A 14,830-nucleotide genomic window follows, 5' to 3' on the forward strand; every position below is an offset into this window, starting at 1 on the left:
CAATAGCGAGCCATGTCCGTCCTAGAAACCTACCAGCAAGAACTGGAAAACCGAGGATTTTTGCCCGATCCTGCTCAATTACGGGCAGTGAATGCACTGGATCGCTGTGCCAGCGAATGGTCAGATTACAAGCATAAAAGAGCTAATAAGTTTAAAAAATTGATTAATCATCCTGATATTCCGCAGGGTGTTTATTTGTATGGTGGAGTGGGGCGAGGAAAGAGTTTTTTGATGGACTGTTTTTATAAAGCGGTTCCCATTGAGCGTAAAACGCGTTTGCATTTCCATGAGTTCATGCGAGAAGTGCATCGGGAGTTGAGGGACCTGCAAGGCACTGTCAATCCACTGGATGTGTTGGGCGAACGCATGGCCAAACGTTTCAAGCTGATTTGCTTCGACGAGTTTCATATTGCTGACATCACAGATGCCATGATCTTGCATCGATTGCTCGTGGCCATGCAAAACAACGACATTGGATTCATTACGACCTCCAATTTTCGACCAGATGAGTTGTATCCGGATGGATTGCACCGCGATAGATTGCTTCCAGCCATAGATTTACTCAACGCCACTATGCAAGTATTGAATGTAGATAACGGTATGGATTACCGTGGCCGAATGCTGGAACAAGCCCAGTTGTATTTGACCCCGTGTAATGACAATACCGAATCCATCATGCAGCAAACCTTTGACCGATTGGCAGAGACACCTGATGAAGATGGCCTGTTGCTGATTGAGGAAAGAAAACTGTGGGCGAAACGTCGTGCCGGAGGCATGGTCTGGTTTGATTTCAAGGTTTTATGCGGCGGGCCACGTTCGCAAAACGATTTTCTCGAAATAGCCAGTCAATTTCATACGGTTTTTCTCAGCGGCGTTCCCAAAATGGAGGTGCGAATGTCGTCCGAGGCGCGTCGATTTACATGGTTGATCGATGTGTTGTATGACCGCCGCGTCAAGTTGGTGATACAAGCAGAGGTTGAACCCGAGGACTTGTACGCAAATGGCCCCATGTCGCACGAATTTCCACGAACAGCTTCTCGACTGAGAGAAATGCAATCGGCAACATTCTTAACCCAAGGCAGACGATTGGTGGATACTTCACTCACATGAAATTTCGTATTTTTTCCATTGCTTGTCTTGCTAGTATGCATATCCATGCCACGGCTGTCACGCCCGGCGAAGTAACGCCTGCAAATTCTGAAGCGGAACAAGTGCAAGGAATAGATATTGAAAAAGAGCGAAAAATCATTCGTGAAAAGCGTATCGCTGCTGATGATCTGTACAAGGCATCTCTTAAGTTGTGCTACAAAAAATTTGCAGTCAACAGCTGTAAACAAGATGCGCTTGATCAGAAAATAGCCGTGGATAACGAGCTGCGCAGTCTCGAATTGGTTATCAACAATGCCGCCAGACAGCAACGCGGGGACAAAGCTTTGATACGGAATGAGGAAAAACAAAGTTTGGATAAACAAATACAGCAGGACCAAGAGCGCTTAGACAAGAAAAATGACTACATAGACAAGCTGAACGAGAACTTGGAGAAAAACGAAAACTACCTCAATAAACAATTGGAAATTGAATCCAACCGTGAAAAAAACCAGCAACGTTTAGAAGAGGTTCAGGAGCGTCAACGCAAACATGCGGAAAAAGCGGCGGAAGTAGAGAGAAAAAGGGCAGAGTATCAGCGCAAGCAGCAAGAAGCTGAAACTCATAGAAAAAATTTGGCAAAGGATGCGGCCAACCAAAGCAACACGCCGCGATCCTTAACAAAGCCAAAAACCACAGACATTACTCAATGATCAGGAGTCGGTTTGACTGAGAAACTCAGCGATGTGGTGCGCGAAATGTTCACGCCCCATGGTCCTTTGGCACGCGCAACCGCATTTTTTCAACCACGCCAAGGCCAGACGGAGATGGCAATGGCAGTTGCTCACACGCTTGAAAGCGGCGGCTCCCTGGTGGTTGAAGCTGGCACTGGCGTAGGAAAAACCTTCGCCTATTTGGTTCCTGCTTTGCTCAGTGGTGAACGTGTTTTGGTGTCTACCGCAACCAAGACTTTGCAGGATCAATTGTTTGCCCGTGATATTCCCGATGTCATCCAGGCTTTAGGCCTGCCAGTCAAATTGGCCATGCTAAAGGGGCGCGGCAGCTATCTTTGTCAGCAGCGGTTTGAATTGGCGCTCGAATCAGCGACTTTGCCGGACAAGCAATCTGTCAAAACGCTGGCCATTGTCAAGCGATGGGCGACAACCACCTTGACCGGGGACCTGGCAGAAGTGGCAACGCTGGATGAACGTTCACAACTTATTCCTTTGATTACTTCCAGCAGAGATAACTGTCTGGGTTCTACTTGCCCGCATTGGCGGGACTGCCATGTCAACCTGGCACGGCGAGATGCCATGGCAGCTGACGTGGTGGTCATTAACCATCACTTGTTCTTTGCTGACCTGGCCGTGCGCGAATCAGGCATGGCAGAACTGTTACCAACCGTGCGGGTTGTCATTTTTGACGAAGCGCACCAGTTGAATGAGACTGGTATTCAGTTTTTAGGAAAGCAACTAGGCAGTGCCCAATTGCTTGACCTCTCGCGGGATGTGTTGACGGCAGGACTGCAATGGGCGAGGGGACTGGTTGATTGGCAAACCTTGACGGGAGCTTTTGAAAAAAGTGTGCGTGATTGGCGTTTGGTGGTGGGCAAACAATCTCCCAATACAAAGTTGCGCTGGAACCAATCTCAGCCCCATGGAGTCAACGATCATGACTGGCAACATGCTATGGTTGATGTGAACAATGCTGCCGCTGTACTGCAAGAAGCCATAGAAAAAGTCATGGACGCAGCCCCAGATTTTCAGCGCTTGCACGAGCGTTTGTCAGATATTGTTGGCTTGATCGATTATTTTTCCCGACCCTGCGCCCCAGGTTGCGTTCGATGGTTGGATGTGAACGCACAACTTCGTTGCATCGAAGCGCCATTGGATATTGCAGACGTGGTTCAACATAAATTGCTGGATTCCGAAGTGCTGACGGTTCCAGGGGAAAACAGTGAGCCGATTTCCTTACCGCGAAGCTGGATTTTCACCTCAGCCACATTGGGGTCGGACGCTCAACTGACTTGGTTTACTGAGCCGTGTGGGTTAAAGAATGCGCAAGTTTTGCAAGTGCAAAGCCCATTTAACTATGAAGACCAGGCGTGGCTGCATGTGCCGAGATTGATGGTCGAGCCCAAAGATCCAGGCCATAGCGCTGAAGTTGCCGATTTGTCCTTGCAGGTAGCGCGTGTTTTAGGTGGTCGCACCTTGGTGTTGACCACAACCACACGAGCCTTGCGTGTGATTGGCGAACAGCTCCAAGCAGCAACGCAAAACACGCCTGAATTGGTCATATTGGTCCAAGGTGAGCATCCCAAGCGTGAGTTGATGCAGCGTTTCAGAGATGCGACAAAGCCTGGCGCTAGCGGCTGCGTGCTTGTGGCCACAGCCAGTTTTTGGGAAGGTTTTGATGTGCCCGGAGACGCTTTGCAGGCGGTCATTATTGATAAATTGCCGTTTCCTCCGCCGAATGACCCGATGGTCGAAGCACGCAGTCAAAGACTGGAGTCGCAAGGCCGAAGTTCCTTCAATGATTACTTTTTACCCGAAGCCGGTGTCTCGCTCAAGCAAGGCGCTGGACGTCTCATTCGGCGTGAAACAGACCGCGGCGCACTGGTTATCTGCGATAACCGTTTGGTAAGCACAGGCTACGGCAGACGCTTATTAGCAAGCTTGCCGCCCATGAAAAGGCTGGATCAATTACCCGACTTGTTGAGCGCACTGGCTTCGATCACCAAAAGTTAAACCATTTTTTCTTTTCAGGTTTATTCGTTACCGATTGGGGAAAGTATTTGCTGTCAGGAAAAGAGGCTTTCAACACTCTTTCAGTATCTTCGCTGAGTTGTGTCAGGCCAAGTGCCCGGTAAGAATCGATAAGAATGATGAGCGCGGTTTCCGCAGCCTCGCTGTTGGGGTAGTCATTGAGGGTGGTTTGCGCCCGATTCACAGCTGCAACATATGCACCTTTGTTGAAATAGTGTCTGGCTACTTTCAATTCTGATTGGGCCAAAATATTGACAATATGACGCATTCGTAAAGAGGCATCCGAGGAATATTTAGAATTGGGAAAGCGTGTAACCAGTTCCTTGTAGGCTTCAAACGAGTCACGTGCCGCCATCTGATCGCGTTCAGCCAAATCTTGCTTGAACCATTTAGACATTAAACCTAAGTCATCATTGAAATTGATCGTGCCTTTGAGATACAGCGCATAGTCAATGGCGGGGTTGGCAGGATTGAGTTTGATAAACCGTTCGAGTGTCATGAGCGCAGATATCCGATCCCCGTTTTTATATTGCGCATAGGCTTTGTCAAGCTGCGCCTGCTGTGCCAAGGGGGTGCCAGCTGCTCGGCCCTCAAGTTTGTCGAACAACACGATGGCTTTGTCATAGACATTGCCCTTCATGATGTCTTTGGCTTCGGCATAAATTTCCTCAGGTGACATTTTGGCGGTTGCGTCTTTTTCATCGGTTGCACACGCAACCAAAAGCGCAGAAACCAACACCATTGATAATGAAAGAAATCTCAACACATTAACCCTTTGAACATTGAACTAAGCAGATTATCAACGATGCACCCCACAGCCAGCCAAATCCCTTTATCGACCTTGCCCGGGGATGCTGAGCCCGATGACCTTGACATAGAAGTTGAGGAAAGACATTTGGAAATACCTGCTGAACTTCATCGCCAGCGTCTTGATCGTGCCTTGGTTCAATTGATGCCTGAATTTTCGCGCAATCATCTCAAGCACCTGATCGAAGATGGCTACGTCAGCTCCAATGTGTCAGCGATTCCTATCGCCAAAGTGGCTTATTTGGTCAAGGCTGCCGAAGCCATCAAAGTACGCTTGCAACCAACCCCCATGTCGCAGGCCTATGTGCCTCAGCCCATGTCGTTAAACGTAGTTTACGAAGATGAGCACTTGAGGATCATCCATAAACCAGCAGGCTTGGTGGTCCATCCTGCACCTGGTAATTGGAGCGGTACTTTACTGAATGGCTTGCTCGCTATGGACCCTACGGCAGCGCAGGTGCCTCGCGCCGGGATTGTTCACCGATTGGACAAAGACACCAGCGGTTTGATGGTGGTAGCACGTACCCGGCTCTGTATGGATGCCTTGGTTCACATGATTGCTGCGCGTGAAGTCCATCGCGAATACTTGGCAGTGAGCCAACGTCCCTGGCGTGGTGACGTTCGCCGTGAGGTTGAGTTGCCGATTGGCAGGGACCCGCGACAACGCTTGCGTATGGCTGTGATTGATTTACAAAAACAATCTGGCAAAGCGGCACACACCAGCTTGCAAAGCCTTGACAGCAATGATCAAGGTTGCTTGGTGCATTGCACCTTGCATACAGGGCGTACCCATCAAATTCGTGTACATATGGCTGCCATTGGATTGCCATTGCTGGCAGATGGTTTGTATGGTGGCTCAGCAAGTGCTTCGCTGGCAAGGCAGGCGTTGCATGCATTCAGGCTGGGCTTCAAACATCCGTTCACCGCAGAAGCGATGCAGTTTGAAGCGCTTTTGCCCTTGGATATGCAAGCCGCACTCTCTGAAATGGGGCTGAATAACCCCCTCGGATAGAATGGCGGATTGTTTTCCCCCGGATGACCGACTATGAATACCCTGGATGCCAAGCGGGTCCTAGAGACGGCTTTGTTATGCGCCTCCCAACCCCTTCAGGTCAGGGAATTACGCCAGTTGTTCCATGATGAACTTGGCGCAGACACTTTGAAAACTTTGCTTGAGTCCATTCAACAGGACTGGCAGCAACGCGGTCTTGAACTGGTGCAAGTGGCCAGCGGTTGGCGTATGCAAAGCAGACCAGAGATGCAAGATTTTTTGGACAGATTACATCCGGAAAAACCGCCTAAATATTCCCGCGCTGCGATGGAAACCTTGGCCATCATTGCTTATCGACAGCCTGTGACTCGGGGCGACATGGAAGACATACGCGGTGTGACAGTCAATTCGCTGGTGATTAAACAATTGGAGGACCGTGGCTGGGTGGAAGTCATCGGTCATCGCGAAACTGTAGGCCGACCTATGCTCTATGCCACCACTCGTCAGTTTTTGGACGATTTAGGTATTTCATCGTTGGACCAATTACCCCCGCTGGAAACCCAGGGTGCGACCCAAGGGTTTTTCGACCAATTGGCCACCACAGAAGAGGCTGACCCGGCGCAAATGCAAATTTCTCTTGATACTGAAGAACATATGGATTCAGAAAGTCCATCCGTCACGATAGACCTGCCTCTGACTGAAAGTCCATCTGCAGAAGATAACAACCGTGCGGGTACCACACCTTGACTAAAACCGGTATTCAATTTGATGAAATTGTCTCTGGTGCCTACGACAGTCAGGCTCAACACAGTACGCATCCCGAGCCTCTTAAACGTGTGCTGAGCGCACAACCTGACACCCCCAAACTTCACAAAGTCTTGGCCCAGTCCGGTCTGGGTTCACGATTGGACATGGAACAACTTATCGTCGACGGAAAGGTTCTGGTCAATGACGAACCTGCCCACGTAGGCCAACGAATCCAATACGGTGATCGCATCAAAGTCAACGGTAAACCACTGTTTGTTCGCATAGAGCCGCCACCGCCGCGCGTCATCGCCTATCACAAGCCCGCCGGGGAAATTGTCAGCCGCGATGATCCGCAAAGCCGTCCTACTGTTTTCCGAAAATTACCGCGTTTACAAACGGGCAAGTGGCAATCCGTCGGGCGTCTGGATTTAAATACCGAAGGGCTGTTGCTGTTCACCAATTCGGGCGAATTGGCCAACAAACTGATGCACCCGCGTTTCGGTTTGGAGCGGGAATATGCAGTGCGTGTGCTGGGTCATTTAAGCAATATTGAAAAAGCCAAATTGCTCGAAGGCGTGCAATTGGAAGACGGGGAGGCCCGTTTTGGCAGCTTGGAGGAGGGCGGCGGTGAGGGCGCCAATTGTTGGTACCGAGTAACGATTCAGGAAGGCCGCAACCGTGAAGTGCGCCGTATGTTTGAAGCCGTAGGCCATGCTGTCAGCCGCCTGATTCGTATTCGCTACGGCAAAATGTTGTTGCCGCGCGGCTTAAAGCGAGGTGAATGCATGGAGCTCGATGGCGTCGATACTGAACAACTGATTCGCAGTGCAGGATTGGGTCGGGTATCTGCCAAGTCAGCTGGTGTTCGCCAGTCCACACCGGCCCCAGCAGTTGCGCGAAATACCCGCTCAAACCAAGCCGTTGGTGCAGCCAAACCAGATTTCATTGGCGCCGACAGCCTGTCAAGACAGCGGCGAGACCAAAAAACACAGGCCTCACGCAAAAAGGTATTGCCGCGCAGGGCTAAAATCAGCTGATACGGGATATTTGTCCTCAATTTTTGTTAACTTTCTGGAAACTTTTCACATGGCCATTGAACGCACACTCTCCATCATCAAACCCGACGCTGTCGCCAAAAACGTCATCGGCCAAATCTACAGCCGCTTTGAAGGTGCCGGTCTGAAAATCATAGCTTCGCGCATGGCGCATCTCAGCCAAGCTGAAGCCGAGGCTTTTTACGCTGTTCACAAGGCGCGTCCGTTTTTCAAAGATTTGGTCGATTTCATGATTTCTGGACCTGTCATGATTCAAGTGCTTGAAGGTGAAAGCGCCATATTGAAAAATCGCGACCTGATGGGCGCGACCGACCCTAAAAAGGCCGACAAAGGCACTATCCGCGCTGACTTTGCAGACAGTATTGATGCCAATGCCGTGCACGGATCTGATGGCCCTGACACAGCCGCGAACGAAATCGCCTTCTTTTTTGCTGGCCTGAACGTTTTCAACCGTTGATGGCGGCTTGCCCCGCCTGACCATGAAAACCAATCTGCTCGACTTTGATCTCGACGGGTTGGTGGCTTGGTGCGAGGCGCAGGGCGAAAAAAAATTCCGTGCGACTCAGCTTTTTCGCTGGATACACCACAAAGGGGTATCTGATTTTGCGTTGATGACCGATCTTGCACAAAGCCTGCGATTGATGTTGCAAGACCAAGCCGAGGTACGCGCCTTGACAGTGGTTTCCCGGCATGACTCTCTAGACGGCACCATCAAATGGATGTTTGATGTGGGGCAGGGCAACGCGATTGAAACTGTGTTTATCCCCGAAACCGACCGAGGAACCCTGTGCGTTTCCTCGCAAGCTGGTTGCGCCGTGGGTTGCCCCTTTTGTTCAACAGGCGCACAAGGTTTCAGCAGAAACCTCACCACTGCTGAAATACTTGCTCAGCTTTGGTTTGCTGAAACCACTTTGCGTCGGGAACTGGGGACTGATGAACGTGTCATCTCCAACGTCGTGATGATGGGCATGGGTGAGCCGCTGCAAAACTACACCGCTTTGGTGCCTGCTTTGAAAACCATGCTGGACGACCATGGTTACGGCATGTCGCGACGCCGTGTGACCGTGTCCACCTCAGGTGTGGTGCCAATGATTGAGCGACTCAGCCAAGATTGTCCGGTTGCCTTGGCCGTATCGTTGCATGCGCCTGACGACGAGTTACGTGACAGACTGGTTCCGCTGAATCAGAAATTTCCCCTTGCCGAGTTAATGCAAGCCTGCCGAGATTACTTGGCTTATGCGCCGCGAGACTTCATTACTTTCGAATACTGCATGCTAGATAGCGTTAATGACAGCGATGCGCATGCCAGGGCATTGGTTGCGCTGGTGCGCCCGCCGCACGGCGAACCGCTGCCTTGCAAATTCAACCTGATCCCTTTCAACCCATTTCCTGCCTCGGGCCTGCTCAGGTCAACGCCAACCCGCGTCAAAGCTTTTGCAGCTTTGTTGTCTGAGGCAGGTATCGTGACTACCATCCGCAAAACCCGTGGAGACGATATTGCTGCTGCGTGCGGGCAATTGGCTGGCGACATCCAAGACCGCACTGATGTTGCGGGTAGACGAGCTAAAACCATCCGTATTCACGCTTGATTACGGCAAAATCACCGCATGAATCAACCTATTCCATTTTCCAAGCCTATCCGTCATCGCAGCCTGCAAGCCCGCATCAGCTGGGGCGAGCAAATCGTCACAGTCGGTGGCGATGCGCCAGTCCGTGTGCAGTCAATGACCAACACCGACACGGCTGATGCCATCGGTACCGCCATTCAGGTCAAGGAATTGGCATTGGCCGGATCGGAGTTGGTTCGAATCACGGTAGATACACCTGAATCTGCCAAGGCGGTTCCGTACATACGCGAACAACTCGACAAAATGGGCGTGCATGTGCCGCTCATTGGCGACTTCCATTACAACGGTCACCGTCTCTTGACTGAATTTCCCGAGTGTGCCAAGGCGCTGTCCAAATACCGCATCAACCCAGGTAACGTCGGCAAAGGCGACAAGCACGACAAACAATTTGCACAAATGATTGAAGCTGCCATCCGCTATGACAAGGCGGTGCGCATCGGCGTCAACTGGGGCAGCCTGGACCAGGAACTGCTGGTGCGACTGATGGACGATAACGCTGTGCGGGCCCATCCTTGGGATGCGAAGCAGGTGATGTACCAAGCGCTGGTTACGTCTGCGCTTGAGTCTGCAGAACTGGCTGAAAAACTGGGTTTGGCCAGAGAGCAAATCATTTTGAGTTGCAAAATGAGCGGCGTGCAGGACTTGATAGCCGTCTACCGCGAACTTGCCCACTGTACCAACCATCCGTTGCATTTGGGTTTGACCGAAGCTGGCATGGGCACCAAAGGCACGGCTGCTTCCAGCGTGGCCCTGGGCGTGTTGTTACAAGAAGGCATAGGTGACACCATCCGTGTATCGCTGACTCCGCAACCGGGTGAAGCACGCACGCAAGAAGTGCTGATTGCCACCGAAATCATTCAAGCATTGGGTTTACGCAGCTTTGTACCAAGTGTGACCGCTTGCCCTGGCTGCGGACGCACGACCAGCACCACGTTTCAGGAACTCGCCATGCAAATTGACGATTACCTGCGTTACCAAATGCCCGTCTGGCGCAAACAATTTCCCGGTGTAGAAAATCTGAAAGTGGCTGTCATGGGTTGCATCGTCAATGGGCCTGGTGAAAGCAAGCATGCTGACATAGGCATCAGTTTGCCGGGTAACGGAGAAGCTCCCGCGGCACCAGTGTTTATTGACGGCGAAAAGGCGGTGACCTTGCGCGGCGACAATATCGCCAAAGAATTCCACGACATTGTCGAAAACTACGTTCACAAGAAATATGCGGTCAAGGCCTAAGCGCTGACCACGAAACAAACCCATGGCTGAAAAACTGACCGCCGTCAAAGGCATGAACGACATATTGCCGCCCGAGTCTGCTCGTTGGGAGGCGCTGGAGACGGCTGTGCGCGAAGTCATGCGTTTACATGCCTATCGCAATATACGTACGCCCATTGTTGAGCCTACTGCTTTGTTTGTGCGTGGTCTTGGCGAGGTCACCGACATTGTCGAGAAAGAAATGTATTCCTTTGAGGACCGGTTGAACGGTGAACAACTGACGTTGCGACCCGAATCCACCGCCGGCGTGGTTCGCGCGGTGGTTGAGCACAACCTGTTGTATGAAGGTGGCAAGCGCTTGTATTACACGGGCCCCATGTTTCGCCATGAACGCCCCCAGCGTGGTCGTTACCGGCAGTTCCATCAGATCGGGGCTGAGGCGCTGGGCTTTGGCGGTGCCGAGCTGGACGCCGAGTTGATACTGCTGGCTAGCGCGTTGTGGAAAGCCATTGATTTACAGGATGTTCGACTCGAGCTCAACAGTTTGGGTCAACCGCCGGAGCGGATGCAACACCGTGCCGCTTTGATTCATTATTTCGAGCAAAACGCAACCCTTCTGGACGAGGATGCCAAACGACGCTTGCACACCAACCCACTCAGAATTTTGGACAGTAAAAACCCGGCGATGAAAGCCTTGAACGATGCAGCACCCCAATTGCTGGATTTTCTTGGTGAGGAAAGTCTGGCTCACTTCAACAAGGTGCGCGCGATTTTGGACGCAAACGGGGTGGCTTACAGCATCAATCCGCGTTTGGTGCGTGGCATGGACTATTACAACTTGACTGTGTTTGAGTTCATTACCGAGCGTCTGGGATCGCAGGGCACGGTATGTGGTGGCGGCCGCTATGACTACCTGATCGGGGAAATCGGCGGCAAGCCTGCCCCTGCTGTCGGCTGGGCACTGGGGGTGGAACGCGTGTTGGAACTTTTGAAAGAGCAAGGCAACGCCTCTCCCGAAGTCACGCCAGATGCCTACGCCGTCATTTCTGATGCCGACGCCTTGCCTTTGGTGACGCCGGTGCTGCAATCTTTGCGACAAATGGGCGTGTCAGTTCAAATGCACTCACCTGCAGATTCCTCGGGAGGCATGGGCAGCATGAAGTCACAGTTCAAAAAAGCCGATGCCAGCGGCGCAAGTTATGCGCTGATTTTCGGGGCTGACGAATTGGCCCAGCAGCAAGTCACCATCAAGGCCTTAAGGGACGGAACAGGGGCGCAAAGAACCGAATCCCTGCTCAAGACTGCTGAATGGGGCCACAGCCTACAATCAAGCTTTTGATATTTGCACAGTTGGAAACGCATGGCTACCCATCTTGACCTTGAAGAACAAGAACAACTTGACCAGTTCAAACATTTTTGGAACCGCTGGGGTAACCTGATCAGCGGTTTATTGACCGTTGTGTTGCTTATTTATGCAGGCTGGAACGGTTGGAATTATTGGCAACAACATCAGGCTACGAAAGCGGCCAAGTTGTATGACACCTTTGAAAAGTCTGTGCGTGGCAAAGACGAAAAGTTGATGTCTCGTTCATTGTCTGATTTGCAATCTCAGTTTCCCCGTACCACCGCTGCGCAACAGGCTTCACTGCTGGCTGCCCGCGTTTATACGGACAAAGCAGACTATGTCGAGGCGGAAAAAAGTTTTGCATGGGTGATTGACCAGTCCTCAGACGCTGGATTTGTTGCGTTGGCGCGATTGCGTATGTCCGCCATTGATATCGAGCGTAAAAACCCTGCTAAAGCACAAAGCTGGCTGGCGGGTCAAAAAGCGCCCACTGGTTTTCAGGCGCTTTATGACGACCGTTTGGGCGATATTGCGATGATGCAGGACAAAAAAGAAGAAGCCAAAGCTTATTTCCTATCTGCTTGGAAGGCCATGGAAGAAAAAAATGAATACCGTCGACTGATTGAAATCAAGTTGGCCGCTTTAGGTGTCAATCCCCAGCCAGCATCACATCCATGAAGATCCGCCGTTCCTCTATTTTTACTTCAGCAATTGGTTTGGTTTTGCTGGGCTTGCTGGCGGCATGTGGATCATCGTCCCGGCCTGAGCCGCCTCCCATAGGTGAATTCAAGGCACAGCAAGCTATCAAAACGCTGTGGACATTTAAATTCGCTGCAACAGATCAATTGAACCAGAGCTTGCAGATAGTCAATGACCATGTCGCACTTGCATCTGCCGATGGCACTGTTGCGGTGGTGAACACCACGGATGGAAAACTATCATGGAAGTACGCATTGGGCATGCGTTTGCTTTCCGGTGCAGGTTTCGATGGTGAAAAACTGGCGGTTATCTCTGCATCTAACGAACTGGTCGTGCTGCAAGACGGCAAGTTACTGTGGCGTAAACGCATGAAAGCTCAGTCCTACACCAATCCTTTGGTCGCTGGTGATAGGGTATTTGTTTTGTTGGCTGATCGCTCGGTTGCTGCTTTTGATGCGGGCACTGGGCAGCCGCTGTGGACACAACAACGCCCTGGCGAACCCTTGGTGTTAAAACAAAACGGCGTACTTTCTGCATTCCAAAACAGTTTGCTGGCGGGCATGGGCGGCCATCTGGTTTCTCTCAACCCTGATAACGGTCAAATCCTTTGGGATGTTGCCATCGCTAACCCTCGTGGCATCAATGACTTAGAGCGACTGGTTGACTTGGTGGCAAGTCCATCCCGTGTTCGCAATTCAGTCTGCGTTCGGGCATTTCAAGCGCAAATCGGGTGCGTGGATGCCAGCCGAGGTGCATTGGTTTGGAACAAATCTTCTGTGGGAATCAAAGGTCTAGGCGGTGAGGCTGAAGTCCTTGTCAGCAGTGAATCCAATGGCGTCGTCAGAGCGTGGTCGCGTTCCACCGGAGAAAGAGTTTGGGATACAGACCGTTTGAAGTACCGTGAACTCTCTGCCCCCTTATGGACAACCAAGGGTGTGGTGGTCGGTGATGAGGGTGGATGGATATATGTCCTCTCTGGTAAGGATGGCAGTTTGCTGAACCGTTTGCAAACCACTGCTTCTGGTTTTGCCTCTGCACCGACCCCATTGGCCGATGGAGGCTTTGTGATGTTGTCTCGCAACGGTCAACTCTCGGCTTACCAACTGCCGTGATCGGTATCATTCAACTGTGAAACCTGTCCTGGCCATTGTCGGCCGTCCCAATGTCGGTAAATCAACGCTGTTTAACCGCATCACCAAAACCCGCGATGCTATCGTTGCTGACTATGCTGGCCTAACACGCGACAGACACTACGGCAACGCCAAACATGGCAAGCATGAATTCATTGTCATCGATACAGGTGGTTTTGAACCAGACGCGGAAAGCGGCATATTCAAGGAAATGGCCAAACAAACGCGCCAAGCAGTGGCTGAATCTGATGCGGTTATTTTTGTTGTTGATGCCCGTGAAGGTTTGTCTTCTCAAGACTATGACATCGGAAATTATTTACGTCGCTTAGGCAAACCCTGTCTGCTGGTCGCCAACAAAGCCGAGGGCATGCAAAACGGCATCAAGCTGGGTGAATTTTTCGAGCTTGGACTCGGCGAAGTGATGCCTGTGTCAGCTTCTCATGGACAGGGTATTCGCAGCATGATCGAGGCTGCCCTTGAACCTTTACACCTGCCCGAAGAGGAAGAAGAAGAGGACAACGGCGTCATCAAGCCTTTGAAGCTGGCGGTGGTGGGCCGTCCCAATGTCGGTAAATCTACGTTGATCAATACATGGTTGGGGGAGGAACGGTTGGTTGCCTTTGACCTTCCTGGCACGACCCGCGATGCCATCAGCGTTCCATTTGAACGTAACGGCCAACAATTTGAGTTGATCGACACCGCTGGTTTGCGACGTCGTGGAAAAGTATTTGAAGCCATTGAAAAATTCTCTGTCGTCAAAACCCTGCAGGCGATTGAATCTTCGAATGTCGCTGTACTTTTGCTAGACGCCACCCAAGGTGTCACGGACCAAGATGCTCACATTGCTGGATATATCCTTGAAACAGGCAGAGCAGTGGTGCTGGTTGTCAACAAATGGGACGCAGTTGACGACTACCAAAAAGAACTGCTGGCGCGATCTATTGAAAGTCGATTGGCATTTTTGAAGTTTGCCAAACTGCACCACATATCTGCTGTCAAGCGTCAAGGTCTGGGCCCGGTTTGGTTATCCATTTCGCAGGCACATCAATCAGCTATGTGCAAAATGTCTACACCCATACTGACCAGGTTATTGCTTGAAGCTGTTCAATTTCAAGCACCCAAGCGCGGCGGCATGTTTCGACCCAAACTCAGGTATGCACATCAAGGCGGTATGAATCCACCAGTGATAGTTGTGCACGGCAACTCACTCGAACACGTCACAGATTCGTACAAACGATATCTGGAGGGCCGGTTTCGCAAAGCTTTTTCGCTGGAAGGTACGCCATTACGGATAGAAATGAAGACATCTCATAACCCCTACACAGACAAGGATTGATATCCTTCCAGTGAAATACTGAGGCATTA

General features: G+C 51.2%; 13 protein-coding genes and 1 pseudogene. 13 read left to right on the forward strand and 1 reads right to left on the reverse strand.

All coding sequences use genetic code 11. The features are described 5' to 3' along the window. The first annotated feature begins 12 nt into the window (after positions 1-12). Genes zapE through yoaA form a run of 3 tightly spaced genes read left to right on the forward strand, consistent with a single transcriptional unit; the run spans position 13 to position 3,833 of the window. Entirely contained in the window at positions 13-1,110 is a 1,098-nt protein-coding gene (zapE, locus tag AC9UG7_RS09285) for a cell division protein ZapE (RefSeq protein ID WP_509586897.1), read from the forward strand. After that, entirely contained in the window at positions 1,107-1,799 is a 693-nt protein-coding gene (locus AC9UG7_RS09290) for a hypothetical protein (RefSeq protein WP_509586899.1), read from the forward strand. The genes zapE and AC9UG7_RS09290 overlap by 4 nt, the downstream gene beginning before the upstream one ends. Positions 1,800-1,811: 12 nt before the next feature. Then, positions 1,812-3,833, forward strand: coding sequence for a DNA repair helicase YoaA (gene yoaA, locus AC9UG7_RS09295; RefSeq protein WP_509586901.1), 2,022 nt, complete (start codon positions 1,812-1,814; stop codon positions 3,831-3,833). Here yoaA and AC9UG7_RS09300 read toward each other — a convergent pair. Continuing rightward, entirely contained in the window at positions 3,820-4,593 is a 774-nt protein-coding gene (locus AC9UG7_RS09300) for an outer membrane protein assembly factor BamD (RefSeq protein WP_509586903.1), read from the reverse strand. The two genes, yoaA and AC9UG7_RS09300, sit on opposite strands and share 14 nt — an antisense overlap. A gap of 63 nt (positions 4,594-4,656) precedes the next feature. Here AC9UG7_RS09300 and AC9UG7_RS09305 point away from each other — a divergent pair, with 63 nt between their 5' ends. From AC9UG7_RS09305 to der, 10 genes and pseudogenes are all read left to right on the forward strand, one after another. Next, complete coding sequence (locus AC9UG7_RS09305; protein WP_509586905.1) at positions 4,657-5,670, forward strand: RluA family pseudouridine synthase; 1,014 nt, start codon at positions 4,657-4,659, stop codon at positions 5,668-5,670. Between the two features lie 33 nt (positions 5,671-5,703). Then, positions 5,704-6,396, forward strand: coding sequence for an SMC-Scp complex subunit ScpB (gene scpB / locus AC9UG7_RS09310; RefSeq protein WP_509586908.1), 693 nt, complete (start codon positions 5,704-5,706; stop codon positions 6,394-6,396). An 8-nt stretch (positions 6,397-6,404) separates the two neighbouring features. Next, positions 6,405-7,433, forward strand: a pseudogene (locus AC9UG7_RS09315) (pseudouridine synthase); the annotation flags it as partial. A 49-nt stretch (positions 7,434-7,482) separates the two neighbouring features. After that, the gene (ndk, locus tag AC9UG7_RS09320) at positions 7,483-7,908 is read left to right on the forward strand and encodes a nucleoside-diphosphate kinase (protein WP_509586911.1); all 426 of its coding nucleotides are present in this window, start codon (positions 7,483-7,485) and stop codon (positions 7,906-7,908) included. A gap of 22 nt (positions 7,909-7,930) precedes the next feature. Then, positions 7,931-9,040 carry a dual-specificity RNA methyltransferase RlmN gene (rlmN, locus tag AC9UG7_RS09325; protein ID WP_509586913.1) on the forward strand — a complete coding sequence of 370 codons (1,110 nt, stop codon included), beginning with the start codon at positions 7,931-7,933 and terminating at the stop codon, positions 9,038-9,040. A gap of 18 nt (positions 9,041-9,058) precedes the next feature. Continuing rightward, positions 9,059-10,312 carry a flavodoxin-dependent (E)-4-hydroxy-3-methylbut-2-enyl-diphosphate synthase gene (gene ispG, locus AC9UG7_RS09330; RefSeq protein ID WP_509586914.1) on the forward strand — a complete coding sequence of 418 codons (1,254 nt, stop codon included), beginning with the start codon at positions 9,059-9,061 and terminating at the stop codon, positions 10,310-10,312. 22 nt (positions 10,313-10,334) lie between these two features. Then, the gene (gene hisS / locus AC9UG7_RS09335) at positions 10,335-11,630 is read left to right on the forward strand and encodes a histidine--tRNA ligase (RefSeq protein WP_509586916.1); all 1,296 of its coding nucleotides are present in this window, start codon (positions 10,335-10,337) and stop codon (positions 11,628-11,630) included. Between the two features lie 21 nt (positions 11,631-11,651). Next, complete coding sequence (locus tag AC9UG7_RS09340) at positions 11,652-12,314, forward strand: YfgM family protein (RefSeq protein ID WP_509586919.1); 663 nt, start codon at positions 11,652-11,654, stop codon at positions 12,312-12,314. Further along, on the forward strand, positions 12,311-13,447 hold the full coding sequence (bamB, locus tag AC9UG7_RS09345) for an outer membrane protein assembly factor BamB (RefSeq protein ID WP_509586922.1): 1,137 nt from the start codon (positions 12,311-12,313) through the stop codon (positions 13,445-13,447). Before AC9UG7_RS09340 ends, bamB begins: the two co-directional genes overlap by 4 nt. Before the next feature lie 16 nt (positions 13,448-13,463). Further along, positions 13,464-14,801, forward strand: a complete 1,338-nt coding sequence (gene der / locus AC9UG7_RS09350; RefSeq protein ID WP_509586924.1) for a ribosome biogenesis GTPase Der — start codon at positions 13,464-13,466, stop codon at positions 14,799-14,801. Positions 14,802-14,830 lie beyond the last annotated feature (29 nt).

It is taken from the genome of Limnohabitans sp. (assembly GCF_046052765.1).
Taxonomy (GTDB): Bacteria; Pseudomonadota; Gammaproteobacteria; order Burkholderiales; family Burkholderiaceae_C; genus Limnohabitans.

Bases quoted from the DNA above. Each gene is read 5' to 3' on its own strand.
- zapE (WP_509586897.1), top strand. From the start codon at position 13: ATGTCCGTCCTAGAAACCTACCAGCAAGAACTGGAAAACCGAGGATTT.
- AC9UG7_RS09290 (WP_509586899.1), top strand. From the start codon at position 1,107: ATGAAATTTCGTATTTTTTCCATTGCTTGTCTTGCTAGTATGCATATC.
- AC9UG7_RS09300 (WP_509586903.1), bottom strand. From the start codon at position 4,593: ATGGTGTTGGTTTCTGCGCTTTTGGTTGCGTGTGCAACCGATGAAAAA.
- AC9UG7_RS09305 (WP_509586905.1), top strand. From the start codon at position 4,657: ATGCACCCCACAGCCAGCCAAATCCCTTTATCGACCTTGCCCGGGGAT.
- scpB (WP_509586908.1), top strand. From the start codon at position 5,704: ATGAATACCCTGGATGCCAAGCGGGTCCTAGAGACGGCTTTGTTATGC.
- ndk (WP_509586911.1), top strand. From the start codon at position 7,483: ATGGCCATTGAACGCACACTCTCCATCATCAAACCCGACGCTGTCGCC.
- rlmN (WP_509586913.1), top strand. From the start codon at position 7,931: ATGAAAACCAATCTGCTCGACTTTGATCTCGACGGGTTGGTGGCTTGG.
- ispG (WP_509586914.1), top strand. From the start codon at position 9,059: ATGAATCAACCTATTCCATTTTCCAAGCCTATCCGTCATCGCAGCCTG.
- hisS (WP_509586916.1), top strand. From the start codon at position 10,335: ATGGCTGAAAAACTGACCGCCGTCAAAGGCATGAACGACATATTGCCG.
- AC9UG7_RS09340 (WP_509586919.1), top strand. From the start codon at position 11,652: ATGGCTACCCATCTTGACCTTGAAGAACAAGAACAACTTGACCAGTTC.
- bamB (WP_509586922.1), top strand. From the start codon at position 12,311: ATGAAGATCCGCCGTTCCTCTATTTTTACTTCAGCAATTGGTTTGGTT.